Source organism: Pseudomonas sp. F8002 (assembly GCF_013385495.1).
In the GTDB taxonomy this organism is placed as follows: domain Bacteria; phylum Pseudomonadota; class Gammaproteobacteria; order Pseudomonadales; family Pseudomonadaceae; genus Aquipseudomonas.
In genome coordinates this window covers 98,959-114,646 of record NZ_JACAPW010000041.1, presented here as the reverse complement: position 1 = coordinate 114,646, position 15,688 = coordinate 98,959, and the positions used below count along the sequence as shown (strand labels likewise).

The window sequence follows — 15,688 nt, the reverse complement described above, 5'->3', positions numbered from 1 at the left end:
AGCGCAAAAACAAAAAAGGCCAACGCTTAGCGTTGGCCTTTTTTATGGGATGGATATGAGCATTTTATAAATGCTCCACGTGGAACATCTCAGTCCTCGGAAGCCGCCGTCACACTCTCCAACCGATATCCGTACCCATAGATCGTCAGCAACTGCCAACCCCGATCCGCCGTCAGCCCGAGCTTATTTCGCAGCCGATAAATATGCGTATCCAGCGGCCGCGACGACACCATCTCCTCATGGGTCCAGAACCGTTCATACAGGTACTCTCGAGACAGCGGCCGCGCCAGGTTCTCAAACAGGCACCGCGCCAGGCGGTATTCGCGCTCCGTCAGGCTGATGGGTTTTCCCGCCCTGCTCACCGTGAGTTCAGCATCATCAAAGGTCAGGTCATTGAAGGTATGCACCTCACTGGCTGCAGACTTCTGCAACCCGTGGCGACGCAGAACGGCATTCACCCGAGCCTTAAGCTCATTGGGACGAAACGGCTTGCTGACGTAATCATCTGCACCACTGTTCAGCGCCTGGACGATATCGCTCTCGGCATCGCGGCTGGTAAGCATGATGGCGGCTGGCGGCGCTTCCATGTGCTCGCGGGTCCAGCGCAGCAATGCCAGGCCACTGAGGTCGGGCAGTTGCCAGTCAAGGATCAGCAAGTCGAAGGTCTCGCGGCGCAGTTGTCGCAGCAGGTCTTCTCCACGCTCGAAGCAGTGCAGGGTCCATGGCTGATCCGCAGCGCTGGGGATTTGTCGCAGTGTCTGTTCCACCCGCCGCAGTTCAGCAGGTTCGTCATCCAGTATTGCGACACGCATGGCAGGGTCCTTTCTTATTGAAGAATGCGGGCATCGAATCTGAACAATTATGGCCAGATTCTCAGGCCCTCTGAATCTCTCGGTACGCTGATATCAAATGGCCGCAAGCCAATGGAAATCGTCAACACCCAAGCTGGGAAGATACCGGCTCGAGACCTTCAGGAAAAGGATCAATGGCAATCTGGTTTTATGCTGTTTCGAGACGTATGGCCGTTCTGGGGAAGGTTGATGTATGGGGAAGACTGGTATTGGTGGTGATGGTTGCTACGCTGGGCACGGAAACGGTCGGGGCCAATAAGCCGGCTATACCTATGCCATTCGAGGAACGTCAGACTTTGAGTGAGCCCGGCAATGGCTTGGGCTTCGCCCATTCACCGTTTCAGCAACTCAGCGAACAGCAGCAGACCCAACGTTGGGTATTTTAAGTACCCGCAAATCTGAACAAATGTTGCGAATCGGTCCGATGCACCTATGTTGTAGGTAAATTCGCTCTCGCTGGATGACACACGGATTGGAGCGACGGAAGTGCTCCGACACAGGGACGTGTCATCTTCTGCAATGGATCTCACGCTCCCAGATATTTCGGCTATCGACTGGATACCTCATCGAGTATCGTAGACGGTAATCAAGGTCTTCCCGCTGCAAGACGCTGCCTGAAAGTGCTTTCTGATGACCCATTAGAACTAGAATCTTGATGAGCGCCATGACCTTTTTCCCTTGCCGATTCCGCTCTGCCGCTTCTACGCTGTTGAGTTCGGGCCTGATCGTTACGCTTGGCGTAGTGAGTCTTCCGGCCTTGGCACGCCCTGCCCCTCCCCGTGCACCCTATATCGACGACAACCGGATGTGCCGCGCGCAACCGCTTCCGGCAGTGGTGCAGCACCTCACGGGGGAAGCCTGGAAACTGGATGCCAAGGGTGTGTCCACGGCCCTGGAAGAAGGCATGTTCATTGATGAACAAGAAAGCGTGAAAACCTCATCGGGCGCATTTGTCAGCCTGATGCTGGGGGACGGCTCGCGGATTGTCTTGCCCTCCAGCTCCCAGGTCCGATTGCATCTGGTCGAGGAGCAATCCATTCCCCAGGTGATTCTTGAAGAAGGTCAGGTCGAGGCTTACGTGATCAAGCGTGCCAGCGACTATGACCGTTTCCAGATCATGACCCCGGTGGGCGTTCTGGGGGTACGCGGCACGCATTTCCGTGTGCGTAACGATGGCGAACAATCGCTGGTGGAAGTACTCAACGGGCAAGTGGCGGTCAATCGTGATGACGCTCCACCGAGCCCGCGCCCTATCAAGAAGAAGCCCATTACCGGTCCAGTCTCTGGTGAAGTAAAGGTTGGTGCGCGGCAGGGCCTGGCGTTCAAGAAACAAGGTGAACTCAAACCCGTGGAACTGCTTGATGCGCCACGGTTGGTCGGCCAGGACGGCCAAAAGGGCGATGCGCCTGTCTGGACCCTGTTCCTGCGGCCATTGGCCGGGGCCCAGCGCTACCGGGCCCAGGTCGCGACCGATAAGGAGTTTCTGAACATCAAGCAGGAAAACTTCTCCGACAAGCCGCAAATGCGCTTCACTGGGCTGAAAGCATCGTTCTATCACGTTCGCTTGTCGGCATATGATGAACACGGGCTTGAGGGAGAAACCGGGGTTTATGACATTTTCTATTACCCACCCGCGAACCGCGTGCAGTAGTGCCCTGGACGCGAGCCGGTGAGGCTGTGGCACAGGGCTGAAAAGCGCCAACCGACTCAGGCTCAGCGGCTGTTCAATGGCCTGGTGCGCGAATGGCTGTGGGTCAGCCTGTTGCTATTACCCATCACGGCCTTCCTGTCCCTGAGCCCTGGCCTGGCCCTCAATAACCTGCTGTATGACAGCCTCCGCCGGCTGGCACCTTTATCGGTGGATCCACGTATCCTGCTGGTAACGATCGACGACCGAAGCCTGAAGGAACTTGGCCAATGGCCATGGTCCCGACGTGTGCATGCCGACCTGCTTGATCGGCTGAGCGCCGCCAAGCCTGCCGGCATCCTGTTTGATGTGATCTTCAGCGAGCCCGCCCGGGAGCCAGCCAATGACCTGCGCCTGGCCGAGGCTATGTGCAACGCTGGCAACGTCCTGTTGCCTTTGATTCGTGAAGGCTCGCCGCGCTACGGCCAGCCTGTGGCGCAAATCCTGCCCGTGTTGCCCTTGCGTGATTGCGCCCGTAGCGTCGGCCATATCAACGTGGAAGCGGACAGCGACGGCATCGTTCGAAGCCTGTATTTGCGTGAAGGTCCACCAGGTAATTTGACACCGCAGTTAGCCTGGCTGGCGTTTGAACTGAGCGGCCAGCCATCCGGAATGCCGGGCGCACCTGGTCCGTCGGAAAGCTCCAGCTGGCAGCGGGAAAATGCCATTCGAATTCCTTTTATTGCCAGTCATGCCGGCTTTCCCAGCGTGCCGTATATCAGTGTCTTGCGCGGGGAGGTGCCATCCGAGTTGCTACGCGACCGCTTGATCCTGATTGGCGCTACGGCACCGGGCATGGGCGACCGTTATGTCACGCCGCTTTCGGCCAGTGTCGGCACCACCCCGGGCGTGGAGATCCAGGCAAATATTCTCAATGGCTTGCTGCAAGGGCGCAGTATTGTCGATCTGCCCGTGTGGATGGCGACGCTACTGGCCACCGCGATGGTCGCGGTGCTGTTGGGCCTTCTGCTGTTTCGACCGCGTTATGCACTGTGGCTGACCCTCGGTTGCATGGGGGCTGCGCTTCTGGGTTCTTGGGGCCTGTTGCGCCTGGGCCATTGGTGGTCGCCGGCAGCAAGTCTGGTTGGCATGTTGCTCAGCTATCTGATCTGGAACTGGCGGCGCCTGAGCGTGATCCTGGCCTACTTCGGCTGGGAACTGGCACGCCTGGACAACGAGCCCAAAGTGCTCCCGGAGCGCCGTCGAGCGCCCGCCAGCCAGGGTGATGTATTGCAGGGACGAATCTTCGCCCTCGAACAAGCGGTCAGCCGTACCCGGGACACTCGTCGCTTCATGGCCGATGGGCTGGAATGTTTGCCTGTAGCAACCTTGATTACCGATCCCAAGGGCAACGTCCTGCTGGCCAATCGAATTGCCCGCGATGTGTTCGACAATGAACTGGTGGCCGAAAACCTCTTGGATCAGCTCGCCGCATTAGGTTATCCACCGCTGCAGGACGGTGTTCGCCCTGCCCTGTCGACGCTGGAGATTGTCGAGTTCCGCGATACCCTTGACCGCAGCCTGCGCCTCGACCTGGCGCCGCTGCTGCCTGCAGACGGTGACGTGGCCCTGGGCTGGCTGCTGAGCCTCACAGACCTGAGCATTGAGCGTGATACCCAGCAGCAACGGGAGACCCTGCTGCGCTTTCTGTCCCATGACTTGCGTGCGCCGCATTCGGCGATCCTGGCCCTGTTGGATGTTCAGGACACCGCCGCGCCGATATTTGCGCAGATCGAACAACAAGTCCGCCGTGCCCTGAACCTGACCGAATCATTCGTGCAGTTGGCGAAAGCCGAATCCGATGGCTACCAATTCCAGCCCAGCCTGTTCGCCATGTTGGTGCTCGACGCATTTGATCAAGTCGCAGTGCACGCCCAGTTGAAAGGCATTCGCCTGGTCCATCACCTGGATGAAGACGGCGAAGAAATGGTGTGGGCGGATCAATCGCTGCTGACCCGCGCCTTATTCAATCTGTTGGAAAATGCGGTGAAATACAGCCCATCGGGCACCACCGTTACGTTAAGCCTGACCAGCCATGAAGACGCTTTGCAGTGCCGTATCAGCGACCAGGGGCGAGGAATCTCCCCGCAGGATTTGCCCGAACTCTTCGCTCAATACCGGCGCTTCGCCTCGGCTCAGGGCAGTGAAGGATTGGGGTTGGGGCTGACCATGGTCAAGGCCGTCGTGGATCGTCACGGTGGGAGAATTCGCTGCGAGAGCGAGGTGGATAAAGGTACGACCTTCATCCTTCAACTGCCATTGTGGCGAGACTGAATCGCGGCTTTTCACCTGTGCATAAAAAACCGGTCTCAAGGACCGGTTTTTTAATGCGGAAAAAACTTATGCACCTTTTCCGCCGTTTTATGAGCTTGGGAAATATGTAAGTAAATCAGCAGCCTATAAGCTAAAAAGCGCAATTCGCCAACAAACCGTACACAGGTTATCCACAGAAACTCAAATCACCGGCGTATCCACCACGACCGGCTCCGGCGGCAACGAACCCATGGCCCTTTGTTGCGCTTCATTCCATGCCTGGGCACGGTCGTTCAGCGCTGCAATGGCACGTGGGCCTTCGCCCTCGGCATACATGGGCTCGCCAATGATTACAGTGATGGTGCCTTCACGCTTGGCCCAGCCGGTCTTTGGCCAGAACTTGCCGGCGTTGTGGGCAATCGGCAGCACCGGCAGCCCGGCGTTCACCGCCAGGGCCGTACCGCCACGTGAGAACTTGCCCACAGTGCCGTAGGGCACGCGTGTGCCTTCAGGGAAGATCAGCACCCAAACCCCATCTTTCAACAGCTCATCGCCCTTCTTGGCCACATGCTTGAGTGCGGCCTTGGGGTTGTCGCGGTCGATGGCGATCGGTCGCAGCATGGCCATGGCCCAGCCGAAGAATGGTACGTACAGCAGCTCACGCTTGAGCACCTGGCTCAGGGGCGAGAAATACGCAGACAGGAAAAAGGTTTCCCAGGTGCTCTGGTGGTTCGACAGAATCACACAAGGCTGGTCCGGGACGTTTTCGGCGCCCTTGATCTCGAAACGAATGTTCAGGAACACCTTGGTCAACCACAGCGCGCAGTTGCACCAAAAGACGTTGATGAAACGATAGCGCGCCTTGAACGGCAGGAAAGGCGCGATAAAAAAGCTCAGGGTGCACCAGAGAAAAGAGCTGGTGCCCAACAGCAGGTAAAAGAAGAAGGTTCTGATGGCCTGCAAAATCGACATGGCGGCATTTACCGTTGCGGGACAACGCCCGCCTGTTAAAAGCGCGCTCCCGAACAGTCCTTGGTCAGGAAGTCAGAAGGGCTGCTAGTTGTTGATAAGTTCTGCGGCAACCGCCGCCAGATCGTCAAAAATCAAAGTACCTACCGGCAGGGTTTTAGCCTGGGTCTTTTCGCCTTTCCCGGTTTTTACCAAAACTGGCTGAGAGTCGACGGCTTTGGCGGCTTCCAGGTCACCGAGGCTGTCCCCGACAAACCATAGCCCAGCCAACGGCACGTTGTAATGTTCAGCAATAGTTTTAAGCATACCCGGTTTGGGCTTGCGGCAATCGCAGCCTTCATCCGGGCCGTGCGGGCAATACACCACCAGCCCTACTTCACCGCCCTGCTCGGCCACCAGCGTGCGCAGGCGCGCGTGCATGGCGTCGAGGGTGGCGATGTCGTAGTAGCCGCGGGCGATGCCGGACTGGTTGGTGGCGATGGCCACTGTCCAGCCCGCTTTGCTCAACTGCGCGATGGCCTCGATCGAGCCGGGCAGTGGAATCCATTCCGCCACCGATTTGATGTAAGCGTCGGAGTCGTAATTGATCACTCCGTCCCGATCGAGAATCAGCAGTTTCAACATGGTCAGCTCAGTACGGAAATGTCAGCGATATTGATGAACAGGCCGCGCAGGCGCGCCAGCATGGCGTAGCGGTTTTTCCGCACGCCCGCGTCTTCGGCATTGATCATCACCGCTTCGAAGAACGCATCCACCGGCTCACGCAAGGTGGCCAGGCGCGCCAGTGCTTCGGCGTAGTTGCGTTCGGCGATCAGCGGCTTCACTGCGTTTTCCGCCTTGGCGATGGCCGAGTTCAGCGAGAACTCCTTGGCATCGGCAAACAGGCCCGGGTCGACTTCGGCATTGCCGAGGTTGTCGGCCTTGCTCAGCAGGTTCGATACACGCTTGTTCACGGCGGCCAGGGCACCGGCTTCCGGCAGCTTGCGGAAGGCCTGTACGGCCTGCACACGCTGGTCGAAGTCCAGCGCCGAACCTGGTTGCAGGGCACGTACCGACAGGTACACCGAAACGTCCACGCCTTCGTCTTCGTAACGCGCACGCAGACGGTCGAACACGAACTCCAGCACTTGCTCGGCCAGGCCGGCTTGCTTGACCTTGGCACCGAACTGGCCAACCGCAAACACCACGGCCTGGGTCAGGTCGAGGTCGAGCTTCTTGTCGATCAGGATGCGCAGCACGCCCAGGGCCGCACGGCGCAGCGCATACGGGTCTTTGCTGCCGGTAGGCAACATGCCGATACCGAAGATACCGACGAGGGTATCCAGCTTGTCAGCGATGGCCACGGCCGCACCGGTGAGGGTGGTCGGCAGCTCGGCGCCAGCACCGCGCGGCATGTACTGCTCGTTCAGCGCCAGGGCGACGTCTTGCGGCTCGCCATCATTCAGGGCGTAGTAGTAACCGGCAACACCTTGCATCTCCGGGAACTCGCCGACCATCTCGGTGGCCAGGTCGCACTTGGACAGCAGGCCGGCACGCGCAGCCCAGGCAGCATCGCCACCAATGCGTGGCGCGATGTAGGCCGCCAGCTTGGAAACCCGTACGGCCTTGTCGTATACGCTGCCGAGTTTTTCCTGGAACACCACGTTCTGCAGGCGCAGGTTGAAGTCTTCGAGCTTCTGCTTCTTGTCTTGCTTGAAGAAGAACTCGGCGTCAGTCAGGCGCGGGCGAACGACTTTTTCGTTACCGGCGATGATCTGCTGCGGGTCCTTGCTTTCGATGTTGGCCACGGTGATGAAGCGCGGCAGCAACTTGCCGTCGACGTCCAGCAGGCAGAAATACTTCTGGTTGTCCTGCATGGTGGTGATCAGCGCTTCCTGCGGCACGTCGAGGAAACGCTCCTCGAACGAGCACACCAGCGGCACTGGCCATTCAACCAAAGCGGTCACTTCGTCCAGCAGGCTTGGCGGCACGATGGCGGTGCCTTCCTGCAGGCGGGCCAGCTCTTCGGTACGCTTGCTGATCAGCTCGCGGCGCTCATTGGCATCCGCCAGCACATAGGCTGCACGCAGGTCATTGAGGTAGTTGGCGGGCGCGGTGATGCGCACGGCTTCAGGATGGTGGAAGCGGTGGCCACGTGAATCACGGCCGGCCTTCTGGGCGAGGATGGTGCAGTCGATGACCTGGTCACCGAGCAGCATCACCAGCCATTGGGTCGGGCGCACGAACTCTTCCTTGCGGGCACCCCAGCGCATGCGCTTGGGAATCGGCAGGTCGTTCAGCGAGTCTTCAACGATGGTCGGCAACAGGCTGGCGGTCGGCTTGCCGGTGATGACCTGGCTGAAACGCAGCTTCGGGCCGCTCTGGTCGATTTCGCTCAGCTCGACGCCACACTTCTTGGCAAAACCAAGGGCGGCTTGAGTCGGGTTGCCTTCAGCATCGAAGGCGGCCTGGCGTGGCGGGCCGTCGAGGTTGATGCTGCGGTCCGGCTGCTGGGTTTCCAGCGCGGTGAGCAACACCGCCAGGCGGCGTGGCGCAGCGTAGACCTTCTTCGCTGCGAACTTCAGGCCAGCGGTTTGCAGGCCTTTTTCGATACCGGCCAGAAACGCGTCGGCCAGGGTGTTGAGTGCCTTGGGTGGCAGCTCTTCGGTGCCCAGTTCAACCAGGAAATCTTGAGCACTCATTGTGCAGCCTCCAGCTTAGCCAACACTTCATCACGCAGGTCCGGGGTGGCCATCGGGAAGCCCAGCTTGGCGCGAGCCAGCAGGTAGGCTTGGGCGACGGAACGCGCCAGGGTGCGTACACGCAGGATGTATTGCTGGCGCGCGGTGACCGAGATGGCACGGCGAGCATCCAGCAGGTTGAAGGTGTGAGACGCCTTCAGCACCATTTCATAGCTTGGCAACGGCAACGGCTGATCCAGTTCGATCAGGCGCTTGGCTTCGCTTTCATAGAAGTCGAACAGCTCGAACAGTTTCTCGACGTTGGCGTGTTCGAAGTTGTAGGTCGACTGCTCCACTTCGTTCTGGTGGAACACATCGCCATAGGTCACCTTGCCGAACGGGCCGTCAGCCCACACCAGGTCGTAGACCGAGTCCACGCCTTGCAGGTACATGGCCAGGCGCTCGAGACCGTAGGTGATCTCGCCGGTCACCGGGTAGCACTCGATGCCGCCGGCTTGCTGGAAGTAAGTGAACTGTGTCACTTCCATGCCGTTGAGCCAGACTTCCCAGCCCAGGCCCCAGGCGCCCAGGGTTGGCGATTCCCAGTTGTCTTCGACGAAACGGATGTCGTGGACCAGCGGGTCCAGGCCGACATGTTTCAACGAGCCCAGGTACAGCTCCTGGAAGTTGTCCGGGTTTGGCTTCAGAACCACCTGGAACTGGTAGTAGTGCTGCAGGCGGTTCGGGTTTTCGCCGTAGCGGCCGTCAGTCGGGCGACGACTGGGCTGCACATAAGCGGCGTTCCAGGTTTCCGGGCCGATGGCCCGCAGGAAGGTAGCGGTGTGGAAAGTGCCGGCGCCTACTTCCATATCGTAGGGCTGAAGTACCACACAACCTTGCTCGGCCCAGTATTGCTGGAGGGCGAGGATCAAGTCTTGGAAGGTACGCACGGCTGGCGTAGGCTGGCTCACGAAATTCACCTGTTACTTGGGCTGCGATTTAAAGAGCGGGAGTATACCCGATTCGGCCGCGCCACCATCCCCTGGAGCCTTATGCCACGCTGCTTTTGGTGTTCTGAAGATCCGCTGTACATGGCTTATCACGATCAGGAGTGGGGAACGCCGCTGCGCGATGCGCAGGGACTGTTCGAGTTGCTTTTGCTCGAAGGGTTCCAGGCGGGCCTGTCCTGGATCACCGTTTTACGCAAACGCGAGCATTATCGAAAGGTCTTGTTCGGCTTTGATGCGCAGCGTCTGGCCCAACTGAGTGATGCCGAGATCGAAGCGCTGATGCTCGATCCGGGCATCGTGCGTAACCGCCTGAAACTCAATGCTACCCGGCGCAATGCCGCCGCCTGGCTGGCGCTGCAGGACCCCGTGAAGTTTCTGTGGTCGTTTGTGGGCGGCGTGCCCAAGGTCAATCATTTCAAGGACCGCAGCCAGGTCCCGGCCATTACGCCGGAGGCTGAGGCCATGAGCAAAGCCTTGAAAAAAGCCGGCTTCACGTTCGTCGGGCCGACCATCTGCTACGCGTTCATGCAGGCCTCGGGCATGGTCATGGACCACACTCAGGACTGCGACCGTTACGCGGACCTCGCCAACGCCGGTTAGAATGGCGGCTTTGCGCACCACACACGATCAGGAGTGACCTGTGGAAAAGTTTAAAGGCGCCTTGCTGGTAGGCGCTCTTCGGTTGTTTGCCCTGCTGCCCTGGCGCGCGGTGCAAGCGGTCGGTTCGGCAATTGGCTGGATCATGTGGAAAACCCCCAACCGTTCCCGTGAGACGGTGCGGATCAACCTGTCCAAATGCTTCCCGGACATGGATCCGGCCGAGCGCGAGCGCCTGGTTGGACGCAGCCTGATGGACATCGGCAAGTCCCTGACCGAAAGCGCCTGTGCCTGGATCTGGCCGGCCCAGCGTTCCATCGACCTGGTGCGCGAGGTCGAAGGCCTGGAAGTGCTGCACGAAGCCCTGGCCTCGGGCAAAGGCGTGGTCGGTATCACCAGCCACCTGGGCAACTGGGAAGTGTTGAACCACTTCTATTGCAGCCAGTGCAAACCGATCATTTTCTACCGCCCGCCGAAGCTCAAGGCGGTGGATGACTTGCTGCGCAAACAGCGGGTGCAACTGGGTAACCGCGTGGCGGCGTCCACCAAGGAAGGCATCCTCAGTGTCATCAAGGAAGTGCGCAAAGGCGGCCAGGTGGGGATTCCTGCGGATCCGGAGCCGGCGGAATCGGCCGGGATCTTCGTGCCGTTCTTCGCCACCCAGGCGCTGACCAGCAAGTTCGTGCCGAACATGCTGGCGGGGCACAAGGCGGTCGGGGTGTTCCTGCATGCCCTGCGGCTGCCGGATGGCTCGGGCTACAAAGTGATCCTGGAAGCGGCGCCGGAAGACATGTACAGCACCGACACCGCCACTTCGTGTGCGGCGATGAGCAAGGTGGTGGAGCGCTATGTGGGGGCTTACCCGAGCCAGTACATGTGGAGCATGAAACGCTTCAAGAAACGCCCGCCGGGTGAGGCGCGGTGGTATTGATGTACGTCGATCTGTAGACCCACGCAGATCCAGTGTGGGAGCTGGCTTGCCTGCGATGGCATCGCCTCGGTGTAACTGAAAGACCGAGTCGCCTGCATCGCAGGCAAGCCAGCTCCCACAGGAGTCTCTTTCAGGCCTGGCGGTCGAGTTTCTTCAGGAATACGGTCATTTCCTTTTCGGCCTGCTTGTCGCCATGTGCCAGGGCCGCTTCAATACCCTTCTCCCAAGCCAACCGCGCTGCAGCGTTATCACCCTGCCCCAGCTGCGCCTTGCCCAACAGCTTCCACGCCGCCGAATACTTCGGGTCGAACTCGACGCATTTCTGCAAATGCTCGGCCGCCTTGGCGTTGTCCTTCAGATCAAGATAACCCTTGCCCAAACCAAACCGCAGCAGTGAGTTATCCACACCCTTGGCGAGCATTTTTTCCAGGGATTCGAGCATGTCGGTCACTCCGTTTGATCAGAAAAAGCTCAGGCCCACGTGGAACAGCTTCTCCACATCGCGGATATGTTTTTTATCCACAAGGAACAGAATCACGTGGTCGCCCGTGGCGATCACCGTGTCGTCGTGGGCGATGATCACTTCTTCATCGCGAATGATTGCACCAATGGTGGTGCCCGGCGGCAGGCCGATATCGCGGATCGCCTTGCCAATCACCTTGCTTGATTTTGAATCACCGTGGGCAATCGCCTCGATGGCTTCCGCCGCACCCCGGCGCAACGAGTGCACACTGACGATATCGCCGCGGCGCACGTGGGCCAGCAAGGTGCCGATGGTCGCCAGTTGCGGGCTGATGGCGATGTCGATATCGCCGCCCTGGATCAGGTCGACGTAGGCCGGGTTGTTGATGATGGTCATCACCTTCTTCGCCCCCAGCCGCTTGGCCAGCAACGACGACATGATGTTGGCTTCGTCATCGTTGGTCAGGGCCAGGAAGATGTCGGCGTCGGCGATGTTTTCTTCCAGCAGCAGATCACGATCCGAGGCGCTGCCCTGCAGGACCACGGTGCTGTCGAGGGTATCGGACAAATACCGGCAGCGTGCCGGATTCATCTCGATGATCTTCACCTGGTAGCGGCTTTCGATGGCCTCGGCCAAGCGCTCACCGATCTGCCCGCCGCCGGCGATGACGATGCGTTTATAGGTCTCATCCAGACGGCGCATTTCGCTCATCACCGCGCGAATGTTCGCTTTGGCGGCGATGAAAAACACCTCGTCGTCAGCCTCGATCACCGTATCGCCCTGGGGCAGAATCGGCCGGTCGCGACGGAAGATCGCCGCCACCCGCGTCTCGACGTTGGGCATGTGCTCGCGCAGCTGGCGCAGTTGCTGGCCCACCAACGGCCCGCCGTAGTAGGCCTTGACCGCCACCAGCTGTGCCTTGCCTTCGGCGAAGTCGATCACCTGCAAGGCGCCCGGGTGTTCGATCAGGCGCTTGATGTAATGGGTGACCACTTGTTCCGGGCTGATCAGCACATCGACCGGGATCGCGTCGTTGTCGAACAGTCCGGCGCGGGTCAGGTAGGCCGCCTCACGCACTCGGGCGATCTTGGTCGGAGTGTGAAACAGGGTGTGGGCGACCTGGCAGGCAACCATGTTGGTCTCGTCACTGTTGGTGACTGCCACCAGCATGTCGGCATCGTCGGCACCGGCCTGGCGCAGCACTGTAGGAAACGAGGCGCGGCCTTGTACGGTACGGATGTCCAAACGGTCGCCCAAATCCCGCAGGCGCTCCGCGTCGGTGTCGACCACGGTGATGTCGTTGGCTTCGCTGGCCAAATGCTCGGCCAGCGTACCGCCAACCTGCCCTGCGCCGAGGATGATGATTTTCATCCGGTCACTCCCTTAAAACCATTCAGCCGCGAGCGGCGGCAATCTTGATCAGCTTGGCGTAATAGAACCCGTCGTGGCCGCCTTCCTGGGCCAGCAACTGGCGGCCATGAGGCTGCTTGATCCCGGCCTGGATGTCGAGGTCCAGTTCCCGTGCGCCGCTGGTGCGGGCCAGGAAGGCTTCGATGACTTCGGTGTTTTCGGTGGGCAGCGTCGAGCAGGTGGCGTACAGCAGGATGCCGCCTACTTCGAGGGTCGGCCACAACGCGTCCAGCAACTCGCCTTGCAGCACGGCCAGGGCGGCGATGTCGTCGGGTTGGCGGGTCAGCTTTATGTCCGGGTGGCGGCGGATCACGCCGGTGGCGGAGCACGGTGCGTCCAGCAGGATGCGCTGGAACAGCTTGCCGTCCCACCAGGTGGCGGTGTCGCGGCCGTCGGCGGCGATCAGCTCGGCGCTGAGGCCTAGGCGGGCGAGGTTTTCCCGCACACGCACCAGGCGCTTGGCTTCCAGGTCGACGGCGACGACACCGGCCAGGTCTGCTTGCACTTCCATGATGTGGCAGGTCTTGCCGCCGGGGGCGCAACAGGCGTCCAGTACGCGTTGGCCCGGGGCCAGGTCCAGCAGGTCGGCGGCCAGTTGAGCGGCTTCGTCCTGCACGCTGATCCAGCCTTCGGCGAACCCGGGCAGGTTACGTACATCGCCCGGTTCTGTAAGAACGATGCCGTCCTGGCTGTAGACGCAGGCCGTGGCCGCTACACCGGCTTCGCCAAGCAATGTGAGATAAGCGTCGCGAGTGTGATGACGGCGATTGACCCGCAGGATCATCGGCGGGTGCGCATTGTTGGCGGCGCAGATGGCTTCCCATTGCTCGGGCCAGAATGCCTTCAGGGATTTTTGCAGCCAGCGCGGGTGGGCGGTGCGCACCACCGGGTCATGTTCCAGTTCGGCCAGCAGCGCTTCGCTTTCGCGCTGGGCGCGGCGCAGCACGGCGTTGAGCAGGGCCTTGGCCCAAGGCTTTTTCAGCTTGTCGGCGCAACCGACGGTTTCGCCGATGGCCGCGTGGGCCGGCACGCGGGTGTAGAGCAGTTGATACAGGCCCACCAGCAGCAGCGCCTCGACATCGGCGTCCGCCGCCTTGAACGGCTTTTGCAGCAGCTTGGCCGCCAGCGCCGATAAACGTGGCTGCCAGCGGGCGGTACCGAAGGCCAGGTCCTGGGTAAAGCCGCGATCGCGGTCTTCGACTTTATCCAGTTGGGTCGGCAACGAACTATTGAGGGAAGCCTTGCCGTTGAGCACGGCGGCCAGGGCCTTGGCGGCGGCCAGACGTGGGTTCATTGCGCGTCCACCGCTTGGCCGAGGACGATGCCAACGGCAAATTTCTCACGGCGGCTGTTGAACAAATCGCTGAAGTTCAGCGCCTTGCCGCCGGGCAATTGCAGACGGGTCAGACACAGCGCCTGTTCACCGCACGCTACCAACAGGCCGTCCTTGCTGGCGCCGATGATCTCGCCGGGGGCGCCCTTGCCTTCGGCCAGGGTGGCGGCCAGTACTTTCAAGGCCTCGCCATTGAGCGTGCTGTGGCAGATCGGCCACGGGTTGAAGGCACGCACCAGACGCTCCAGCTCAACGGCCGGGCGGCTCCAGTCGATGCGGGCTTCATCCTTGTTCAATTTGTGGGCGTAGGTAGCGAGGCTGTCGTCCTGAACTTCACCTTGCAGAGTGCCGGCAGCCAGGCCGGCGATGGCCTGGACGACAGCCGGCGGGCCCATTTCGGCGAGGCGATCATGCAGGCTGCCGCCGGTGTCTTGCCCGGTGATCGGAGTGGTGACTTTCAGCAGCATCGGCCCGGTGTCCAGGCCTGCTTCCATGCGCATCACGGTCACCCCGCTTTGCGCATCACCGGCTTCGACGGCACGCTGGATCGGTGCCGCGCCACGCCAGCGAGGCAGCAGCGAGGCGTGGCTGTTGATGCAGCCCAGGCGCGGGATATCCAGCACAGCCTGGGGCAGGATCAAGCCGTAGGCCACCACCACCAGCAGGTCTGGTTTCAGCGCAGCCAGTTCGGCCTGGGCATCGGCGTTGCGCAGGGTCGGCGGCTGCAGCACCACAATGTTGTTTTCCAGTGCCAGCTGCTTGACCGGGCTGGGCATCAGTTTTTGCCCACGACCGGCCGGGCGATCGGGCTGGGTGTAGACCGCCACGATTTCATAAGGGCTGGCGAGCAGGGCCTTGAGGTGTTCGGCGGCGAATTCGGGGGTGCCGGCAAAAACGATGCGCAGTGGCTCGGTCATGGGAAACGTCTCACAAAAGAAAAAGGCTTGCCGGAGCAAGCCTTTGAAAGAAGGGAATCAAGCTTGCTGGCGATGCTTCTTTTCCAGCTTCTTCTTGATCCGGTCGCGTTTAAGCGTGGACAGGTAATCGACAAACAGCTTGCCGTTGAGGTGGTCGCACTCGTGTTGGATGCACACCGCCAGCAGGCCTTCGGCAATCATCTCGAACGGCTTGCCGTCACGGTCCAGGGCCTTGATCTTGACGCGCTGGGGACGGTCGACGTTCTCGTAGAAGTCGGGCACCGACAGGCAGCCTTCCTGGTACTGGCCCATCTCGTCGGTCAGGGTTTCGAACTCAGGGTTGATAAACACCAGGGGCTCGCTGCGGTCTTCGGACAGGTCCATGACCACGACGCGCTGATGCACGTCGACCTGGGTCGCGGCGAGGCCGATACCCGGGGCTTCATACATTGTTTCAAACATGTCATCGACCAACTGACGAACCTTGGCGTCCACTACGGCCACTGGCTTGGCGATGGTGCGCAGGCGTGAGTCCGGAAATTCGAGGATGTTCAAAATAGCCATAAGCGTAATTGCTGCACATGTGAGGTAAAGGCAAGTCGGCGCC

The 15,688-nt window shown here is 60.5% G+C and carries 15 protein-coding genes; 5 read left to right on the top strand and 10 right to left on the bottom strand.

From position 1 onward, the window contains the following. Positions 1 to 89: 89 nt before the first annotated feature. A complete protein-coding gene (locus HX811_RS27450) occupies positions 90 to 812 on the bottom strand; it encodes a response regulator transcription factor (RefSeq protein ID WP_003213588.1) in 723 nt (240 codons plus the stop codon). 173 nt (positions 813 to 985) lie between these two features. Here HX811_RS27450 and HX811_RS27445 point away from each other — a divergent pair, with 173 nt between their 5' ends. From HX811_RS27445 to HX811_RS27435, 3 genes are all read left to right on the top strand, one after another. Further along, positions 986 to 1,237, top strand: coding sequence for a hypothetical protein (locus HX811_RS27445; protein WP_177048257.1), 252 nt, complete (start codon positions 986 to 988; stop codon positions 1,235 to 1,237). 269 nt (positions 1,238 to 1,506) lie between these two features. Next, on the top strand, positions 1,507 to 2,502 hold the full coding sequence (locus tag HX811_RS27440; protein ID WP_256343976.1) for a FecR domain-containing protein: 996 nt from the start codon (positions 1,507 to 1,509) through the stop codon (positions 2,500 to 2,502). 18 nt (positions 2,503 to 2,520) lie between these two features. Continuing rightward, positions 2,521 to 4,812: a CHASE2 domain-containing protein gene (locus HX811_RS27435; RefSeq protein WP_177048254.1), complete on the top strand. Its 2,292-nt coding sequence runs from the start codon at positions 2,521 to 2,523 to the stop codon at positions 4,810 to 4,812. Between the two features lie 180 nt (positions 4,813 to 4,992). Here HX811_RS27435 and HX811_RS27430 read toward each other — a convergent pair whose 3' ends face one another. The 4 genes from HX811_RS27430 to glyQ all read right to left on the bottom strand — a co-directional run bounded on the left by HX811_RS27430 (position 4,993) and on the right by glyQ (position 9,391). Continuing rightward, the gene (locus HX811_RS27430) at positions 4,993 to 5,763 is read right to left on the bottom strand and encodes a 1-acyl-sn-glycerol-3-phosphate acyltransferase (RefSeq protein ID WP_003213596.1); all 771 of its coding nucleotides are present in this window, start codon (positions 5,761 to 5,763) and stop codon (positions 4,993 to 4,995) included. Between the two features lie 84 nt (positions 5,764 to 5,847). After that, positions 5,848 to 6,384: a D-glycero-beta-D-manno-heptose 1,7-bisphosphate 7-phosphatase gene (gene gmhB, locus HX811_RS27425; RefSeq protein ID WP_166742131.1), complete on the bottom strand. Its 537-nt coding sequence runs from the start codon at positions 6,382 to 6,384 to the stop codon at positions 5,848 to 5,850. A 2-nt stretch (positions 6,385 to 6,386) separates the two neighbouring features. Then, positions 6,387 to 8,441 carry a glycine--tRNA ligase subunit beta gene (gene glyS, locus HX811_RS27420; protein WP_003213599.1) on the bottom strand — a complete coding sequence of 685 codons (2,055 nt, stop codon included), beginning with the start codon at positions 8,439 to 8,441 and terminating at the stop codon, positions 6,387 to 6,389. Further along, positions 8,438 to 9,391 (bottom strand): glycine--tRNA ligase subunit alpha, encoded by a 954-nt coding sequence (gene glyQ, locus HX811_RS27415; RefSeq protein WP_003213601.1) that lies wholly within the window; start codon positions 9,389 to 9,391, stop codon positions 8,438 to 8,440. Before glyQ ends, glyS begins: the two co-directional genes overlap by 4 nt. Positions 9,392 to 9,472: 81 nt before the next feature. Here glyQ and HX811_RS27410 point away from each other — a divergent pair, with 81 nt between their 5' ends. Continuing rightward, positions 9,473 to 10,030, top strand: a complete 558-nt coding sequence (locus tag HX811_RS27410) for a DNA-3-methyladenine glycosylase I (protein ID WP_177048252.1) — start codon at positions 9,473 to 9,475, stop codon at positions 10,028 to 10,030. 40 nt (positions 10,031 to 10,070) lie between these two features. Next, positions 10,071 to 10,958 (top strand): lysophospholipid acyltransferase, encoded by an 888-nt coding sequence (locus HX811_RS27405; RefSeq protein WP_003213605.1) that lies wholly within the window; start codon positions 10,071 to 10,073, stop codon positions 10,956 to 10,958. A 130-nt stretch (positions 10,959 to 11,088) separates the two neighbouring features. Here the strand turns inward: HX811_RS27405 and HX811_RS27400 are convergent, their stop codons facing one another. The 5 genes from HX811_RS27400 to def are packed head-to-tail and all read right to left on the bottom strand — an operon-like array spanning position 11,089 to position 15,645. Continuing rightward, complete coding sequence (locus tag HX811_RS27400; protein WP_003213608.1) at positions 11,089 to 11,400, bottom strand: lipopolysaccharide assembly protein LapB; 312 nt, start codon at positions 11,398 to 11,400, stop codon at positions 11,089 to 11,091. Between the two features lie 18 nt (positions 11,401 to 11,418). Next, complete coding sequence (gene trkA / locus HX811_RS27395; RefSeq protein ID WP_003213611.1) at positions 11,419 to 12,792, bottom strand: Trk system potassium transporter TrkA; 1,374 nt, start codon at positions 12,790 to 12,792, stop codon at positions 11,419 to 11,421. 22 nt (positions 12,793 to 12,814) lie between these two features. Beyond that, positions 12,815 to 14,125, bottom strand: coding sequence for a 16S rRNA (cytosine(967)-C(5))-methyltransferase RsmB (gene rsmB / locus HX811_RS27390; protein WP_177048250.1), 1,311 nt, complete (start codon positions 14,123 to 14,125; stop codon positions 12,815 to 12,817). After that, complete coding sequence (gene fmt / locus HX811_RS27385; RefSeq protein WP_003213615.1) at positions 14,122 to 15,081, bottom strand: methionyl-tRNA formyltransferase; 960 nt, start codon at positions 15,079 to 15,081, stop codon at positions 14,122 to 14,124. The genes rsmB and fmt overlap by 4 nt, the downstream gene beginning before the upstream one ends. Positions 15,082 to 15,138: 57 nt before the next feature. Beyond that, a complete protein-coding gene (def, locus tag HX811_RS27380) occupies positions 15,139 to 15,645 on the bottom strand; it encodes a peptide deformylase (RefSeq protein WP_003213617.1) in 507 nt (168 codons plus the stop codon). Positions 15,646 to 15,688 lie beyond the last annotated feature (43 nt).

What these genes read in the sequence shown, in the direction of transcription:
- glyS (WP_003213599.1), bottom strand. Translation starts at nt 8,441, where the DNA reads ATGAGTGCTCAAGATTTCCTGGTTGAACTGGGCACCGAAGAGCTGCCA.
- HX811_RS27410 (WP_177048252.1), top strand. Translation starts at nt 9,473, where the DNA reads ATGCCACGCTGCTTTTGGTGTTCTGAAGATCCGCTGTACATGGCTTAT.
- HX811_RS27440 (WP_256343976.1), top strand. Translation starts at nt 1,507, where the DNA reads ATGAGCGCCATGACCTTTTTCCCTTGCCGATTCCGCTCTGCCGCTTCT.
- HX811_RS27400 (WP_003213608.1), bottom strand. Translation starts at nt 11,400, where the DNA reads ATGCTCGAATCCCTGGAAAAAATGCTCGCCAAGGGTGTGGATAACTCA.
- gmhB (WP_166742131.1), bottom strand. Translation starts at nt 6,384, where the DNA reads ATGTTGAAACTGCTGATTCTCGATCGGGACGGAGTGATCAATTACGAC.
- def (WP_003213617.1), bottom strand. Translation starts at nt 15,645, where the DNA reads ATGGCTATTTTGAACATCCTCGAATTTCCGGACTCACGCCTGCGCACC.
- rsmB (WP_177048250.1), bottom strand. Translation starts at nt 14,125, where the DNA reads ATGAACCCACGTCTGGCCGCCGCCAAGGCCCTGGCCGCCGTGCTCAAC.
- trkA (WP_003213611.1), bottom strand. Translation starts at nt 12,792, where the DNA reads ATGAAAATCATCATCCTCGGCGCAGGGCAGGTTGGCGGTACGCTGGCC.
- HX811_RS27445 (WP_177048257.1), top strand. Translation starts at nt 986, where the DNA reads ATGGCAATCTGGTTTTATGCTGTTTCGAGACGTATGGCCGTTCTGGGG.
- HX811_RS27430 (WP_003213596.1), bottom strand. Translation starts at nt 5,763, where the DNA reads ATGTCGATTTTGCAGGCCATCAGAACCTTCTTCTTTTACCTGCTGTTG.
- HX811_RS27450 (WP_003213588.1), bottom strand. Translation starts at nt 812, where the DNA reads ATGCGTGTCGCAATACTGGATGACGAACCTGCTGAACTGCGGCGGGTG.
- fmt (WP_003213615.1), bottom strand. Translation starts at nt 15,081, where the DNA reads ATGACCGAGCCACTGCGCATCGTTTTTGCCGGCACCCCCGAATTCGCC.